This window comes from Massilia sp. CT11-108 (assembly GCF_047302915.1).
Lineage (GTDB): Bacteria > Pseudomonadota > Gammaproteobacteria > Burkholderiales > Burkholderiaceae_D > Telluria > Telluria orientalis.
Genome location: NZ_JBKYMO010000375.1, coordinates 1 through 5,573, shown reverse-complemented (window position 1 = coordinate 5,573; position 5,573 = coordinate 1). Strand labels below are relative to the sequence as shown.

Genomic DNA, 5,573 nt, shown 5'->3' with positions numbered 1-5,573 from the left:
CCCCCCCCATTTTTTTTTTTACCCCCACACCCCGAAACCCCACTGGTCGCGCGGTCTGGGGGGCTGGGTGTTGTGTATACGCCACAGCCGGCTGACCGTGCGCTCGCGCGGCGCGAACGCGGCGACGAGCAGCGCCGCGGCACTGACGACGCGCGCGAGCAGAGAGAATTCGATACCGTGTCCGACCGACCCCGACCCCGCCACGCCGGGCATGCCGTGGACCGACATCAGGTGGCCGATGTCGAGCAGGCCGACGGCCAGTGCGCTCGGCGACAGCAGGGCCACGCGGATCGGCATGTCGCGGCCGATGCCGTGCCAGCCCGTGGCAAACACGAGCATCGCCACGACGACCGAAAACACTTCCATCGCCGTGTGCGCCGTCAGGTACCAGCGCGGGTCCCACGGCAGCCGCGCCGCGTTGCCGAGCGCGAGCCAGGCCATGAACAGCGCCAGCAAGGTGGTGAGGATGGACAGCCGTACCGTGGACGGAATCTTGCGCGCGTGCCGCCTCATGCCGCCCAGCCCGCGGTTGGCCGGCCGTGCGTACGAAGTCCGCTCACGCGGGATACCTGGCTGTCGTGCTCGATATTCATGTGCTGAAGCGATTGACGCCGAGGGCAAGGCCGCGCCGGCTTGGAAGGAAGATTCCCTGATGAAACTTTCGTATCCAGAGAATCAATAGATGATAGCAGTTTATTAAATGTAGATCGAGCAATACTTACATCAACGGTCAATATGTTGCATCAATGTACCAAATTGAACGCTAACAGGGCGGTCTCACGGCGATAAATACCACGGCCTGCCCGTCAGCTATCTCGGCATCCAAATAAGCGGGCGCCGCCCGCGTCCGCCGATCTCATCGTGCTTGCACCCGGAGAACACGCCGCGCCGGAACGTACAGCGACGTTAAGGCGCGACGTGGCGAAACAGCACGGGTTCGGTGACGAGCGGCGTGGTGGCTTCGGGATGGTGGATGTCGGCCAGCGCCAGGCCGGCGTAGCGCAGTTCATACGTGTGGTCGCCGGGCCGGAAGGCGTAGTCGGCCGTGATGTCGACCGTGTGCGTGTGAGCCGAGTGCGGTGGGAGCTCGAACCAGTCGGCGCCGCCGCGCGCGGCGTTGGCGCCCACGTAGGCGATGGGGGCGCCGCCCGGATGCACGCGCACGTCGAACACGCGGCCGCCGGGCCGGGGATCATCGGTCAGCGCGCGCGGCAGCCAGACCCGGCGCTCGCCGCGATTTTCCGCCTTGAAGGTGATCCATACCTTGTCGTGCCGCGCGTCGACGCTCAGGCTTGCGTGCAGGTTCATCCGCCCTCCTCCTTCGATCGACATTGCTGTCGCGTTGGAACGATTGTAACGCGCCCCCGTCAGGAATTGGCGCCGGACAGGATCGTGACGGCCACCCGCCGGTTGCGCGCCCGTCCGGCGGGGTCGTCGTTCGAGGCGATCGGCCGGTTGGCACCGCGTCCGACGGCGGCCAGGCGTTCCTCGGCGACGCCGTTCGCCGCGAACAGGCGCACGACGGTCGTGGCGCGCACGGCCGACAATTCCCAGTTCGATGCGAACGCCGGGTTGCCGATCGGCGTGTTGTCCGTGAAACCTTCTACTTCGATGCCGTGCGGATCGTCCTTCAGCAGGCCGGCGACGGTGCGCAGCGTCTCCTGCGCGGTGGGCGTCAGGGTGGCATCGCCCTCGTCGAACAGGGCACTCGCATTGATCTCGAGCGTGACGCCGCGCGCCGTCTGCGTGACGCGCATCTTGCCGGTATTGACGAGGGGTTTGAGGATGCTGTCCAGCTTCTGCGCCAAGAGCTCGAGGCGCTCGCGGTCGCGCTTGGCCGCTTCCGCACGCTTGTGGGCGAGGATGGCCGACAGCGGCAATGCCTCGACCTCGACCATCGTGTTCGACTTGTTCGCCGCGCCGCGGCCGCCGAACGCGTCGCCCAGCGCTTCCGACAGCACCGTGTACTTGCCGATATTAACCACGGACACCGCGTACATGACGACGAAGAACGCGAACAGCAACGTGATGAAGTCGGCGTAGGAAATCAGCCAGCGTTCGTGGTTCTCGTTGTCCTGCTCGTACTTCTTGCGGCGCGCCATGGTTCCGGATCAGTGTTCGGACAGCAGGCACGCCACGCGCTCGTCGAGCACGCGCGTGTAGTCGCCGGTGGCGATGTCGTGGAAGACGTCGGCGAGGATTTCGTACTGGGCCACGCGCTCGGAGACGATGCCCTTGATCTTGTTGCCGACCGGGTAGAAGAACAGGTTCGCGAGGCCGACGCCGTAGATGGTCGACACGAACGCGACGGCGATGCCGGCGCCGAGTTTCGACGGATCGGACAGGTTTTCCATCACGTGGATCAGGCCCAGCACGGCGCCGAGGATGCCGACGGTGGGCGCATAGCCGGCCGCCGATTCCCAGATGCGCGCGGCCTGGCGTTCGCGGAATTCGTAGTTGTTGATTTCCGTGTGCATCAGGCTGCGCAGCTTGTCGGGCTGGATGCCGTCGACGACGAGGCGCAGGCCCTTCTGGATGAACGGGTCGGCCTTGGCCATGTACTGCTCGAGCGACAAAAGCCCGTCGCGCCGCGCGGACAGGCTCCACAAATGGATTTCGCGGGCCAGCGCATGGCGCCGGTCCGGCGGGGTGACGAACACCCAGCGCAGCATGCGCACGCCGCGCACGAAGGCTTGCGACTTCGTCTGCAACAGGACGGCGCCGAACGTGCCGACGACGACGATGGCGAAGGCGGCGGGCTGGAACAGCGAGGAAAACTTGCCGCCGTCGAGCGTATGCCCGACGAAGATCCCGGCCAGCGCCAGTGCGAGACCGAGCAGGCTGGTCAGGTCCACGAGCGCTCCCGCAGATACGTGCGCAGGCGCGCCACGGCCTGGGTGTGCAGCTGCGAAACGCGCGATTCCGACACACCCATCACGGCGCCGATTTCCTTGAGGTTGAGTTCTTCTTCGTAGTACAGGCCCATCAGCATCTTCTCGCGCGGCGGCAACGCGTCGATGGCGTCGATGACGGTCTGGCGGAAGTCCGTGTCGAGCAGGCTCTTCAGTGGATCGTCGTCGTCCACGGCATAGCGGTCGAGGAAGCCGTCGCCGCCGTCCTCGTCGTGGAAGTCTTCGTAGTACACGAGCTGGTGGCCGCCGGAATCGCCCAGCAGGTCCTGGTAATCGCCCAGCGACAGCTTGAGCGACTTCGCGACCTCCGATTCGCTGGGCGGACGGCCCAGTTGCTGTTGCAGCGCGGCCATGGCCGACTCGACCTTGCGCATGTTGGCGCGCGTGGAGCGCGGCATCCAGTCGCTGCTGCGCAGCTCGTCCAGCATCGCGCCGCGGATGCGCAGCACCGCATAGGTCTCGAACTGCGCGCCGTGGTTCTCCTCGTAGCGGTTGATCGCATCGAGCAGGCCCATCATGCCGGCCTGTACCAGGTCATCGACTTCGACGGACGGCGGGAGCTTGGCCTTCATCTGGTGGGCGAGACGCTTCACCAACGGCATGTGCTCCGTCAGCAGAGAGTTTTTGTCCGCTTTCCCTTTGACCGTGTACATGGTTCCATTAATTAATTATTCTTCGCCGCTTCAGGCGGCCCGTCCCTGCTGCATGCCGGTGCGCGCAAAGCGCCCGGCCAGGCGGCGGAACGCCACCGAAGCGCCGGCCAGCGGGAATGCGTCGACCACGGCGCGCCCGAGGCGCGCGGCACGGTGCAGGTACTCGTCTGCCGGTACGGAGCCCATCGAGGTCAGCGTTACCGCCAAGTAACGAGTTGCCGCAGATGACATATTATCGTATACCACCTTCGCCTCGGCTTCGGTAGCGCCCGTGACAAGAATACCGAACGGGCGGCGGCCGAGATGCTGCGACAAACGCTTGATCAGCGCATACGCGTTCGTGATCGACGTGGCGCTCGTCGACACCTGCACGACGATCTCGGACGAGGCCATGATCGGCACGGGGAACGTGCCATCGTCGGAAAATTCGCCGTCGACCATGATGATGCTGCCGGCCTGCTTGACGAGCACGTCGAACGTCTTGGCCAGCCGCCGCGCCTCGTCCGCGCTGGCGGGTGCCATACGCGCCATCGTGGCGACGGAAAAGCCTTGCGGCACCGGGTGGATCACCTGGTTCAGCGCGCACTCCTGGCGCGCGACCTGCAGCAGGCTCGGGCCACGGTCGACGCCGAGACGCTGGGCCACGCCGTAGTCGCGCGTGCAGGCGTCGACGATCATCACGTCATTGCCGGACTGGGCCAGCGAGGCGCCCAGGTTGACGAGCATGGCGCCCTTGTCGTCGTGGGGCGTCGCGGAGAGGAAGGTCACGATGCGCGGCTTGGGGCCGGCCAGCATCCGGCGCAGGCCCTCCGCCTGGTCGAAGTCGAAACTAGCCAACGTACACCTCGCGCAGCGAACGGTCGTTGTTCAGGTTGCCGAGGCCGCCCATCATCAGCGGCAGGTCGGCGTCGGCGATCTGGGCGGCGGCGTCGCGCCTGGTGCGGAAGGCGCGGTCGACCAGCATCGCGCGGTCGGCCAGGTGCAGGTCTTCCGGCACGCGCTGGCCGTTGGAGATGTAGTGCAGGTTCAGCTTCTGGCGCACGAGCACGTCCAGCACGTTGCCGATCGAGGCGGCTTCGTCCATCTTGGTCATGATGGCGCCGGCGAGCCCCGTGCCCTGGTAGGCGCGCACGACTTCGTTCAGCGTCTCGTTCGTCGACGTCGCGTTCAGGCACAGCAGGCGCTTCACGTCGGCGCCCGACTCCGTCAGCATGGCGACCTGCTCCGTCACCATCTGGTCGCGCTGCGACATGCCGATCGTGTCGATCAGCACGGTGTGCTTGTTGCGCAGTTCCTTCAGGGCGATGCGCAGGTCGGCCTCGTCCTTCACCGAGTGCACCATCACGCCCAGGATCTTGCCGTAGATGCGCAGTTGCTCGTGGCCGCCGATACGGTAGGCGTCCGTCGTGATCAGCGCCAGCTTTTCCGGGCCGTGGCGCATCACGCAGCGGGCCGCCAGCTTGGCGGTCGTCGTCGTCTTGCCGACGCCGGTCGGGCCGACCAGCGCGAACACGCCGCCGCGGTCGAGGATCGCATCCTCGTCGGCCATCGTCGTGATATTACGCGCCAGGACCGTCTTGACCCAACGCAGCGACTCGGCGGCATCCTTGCCGGCCGGCAGCTTGTCGACCAGGTAGCGCGACAGGCTCGCCGAGAAGCCGGCGGCCAGCATCTCGCGCAGCACGGCGGCCTTCTGCGGCTCGCGCTGCTGGGTGGTGCCCCACGACAGCTCGGCCAGCTGCGATTCCATCATGCCGCGCATGGCGCGGATCTCGTTCATCATGCCGTGCATTTCGGCGGCGGCGGATTCCTTCGCCTGGGCGATCGCGGCCGACATCATCGCGGTCATCGCGGACATGTCGAAGGCCGGAACGTCCGCCGCTTGCGGGGCGCGGCGGTTGGCGTAGGTCGGTGCCACGGCCGGTGCGGCGGGCTCGTCAAGGTCATACAGCGAATTCATCGGCTGGCGCGCGGCCGGGGCTTCCTGGAAAGCGCGCGGCGCCGGACG

The 5,573-nt window shown here is 66.5% G+C and carries 7 protein-coding genes; all 7 read right to left on the bottom strand.

What is annotated here, in order from left to right:
* Positions 1–18: 18 nt before the first annotated feature.
* Positions 19–513 (bottom strand): MASE3 domain-containing protein, encoded by a 495-nt coding sequence (locus tag ACEN88_RS23245; RefSeq protein ID WP_413343448.1) that lies wholly within the window; start codon positions 511–513, stop codon positions 19–21.
* A gap of 393 nt (positions 514–906) precedes the next feature.
* Positions 907–1,308, bottom strand: coding sequence for a hypothetical protein (locus ACEN88_RS23240; RefSeq protein ID WP_413343446.1), 402 nt, complete (start codon positions 1,306–1,308; stop codon positions 907–909).
* Positions 1,309–1,367: 59 nt separating this feature from the next.
* On the bottom strand, positions 1,368–2,102 hold the full coding sequence (gene motD, locus ACEN88_RS23235; protein ID WP_413343445.1) for a flagellar motor protein MotD: 735 nt from the start codon (positions 2,100–2,102) through the stop codon (positions 1,368–1,370).
* Between the two features lie 9 nt (positions 2,103–2,111).
* Positions 2,112–2,855 carry a flagellar motor protein gene (locus ACEN88_RS23230; protein WP_413343443.1) on the bottom strand — a complete coding sequence of 248 codons (744 nt, stop codon included), beginning with the start codon at positions 2,853–2,855 and terminating at the stop codon, positions 2,112–2,114.
* Complete coding sequence (locus ACEN88_RS23225; protein WP_413343441.1) at positions 2,846–3,565, bottom strand: RNA polymerase sigma factor FliA; 720 nt, start codon at positions 3,563–3,565, stop codon at positions 2,846–2,848. Before ACEN88_RS23225 ends, ACEN88_RS23230 begins: the two co-directional genes overlap by 10 nt.
* Positions 3,566–3,595: 30 nt before the next feature.
* Positions 3,596–4,402, bottom strand: coding sequence for a MinD/ParA family protein (locus tag ACEN88_RS23220; RefSeq protein WP_413343439.1), 807 nt, complete (start codon positions 4,400–4,402; stop codon positions 3,596–3,598).
* On the bottom strand, positions 4,395–5,573 hold a 1,179-nt coding region (flhF, locus tag ACEN88_RS23215), incomplete at its 5' end, for a flagellar biosynthesis protein FlhF (RefSeq protein ID WP_413343438.1). The genes flhF and ACEN88_RS23220, both read right to left, overlap by 8 nt.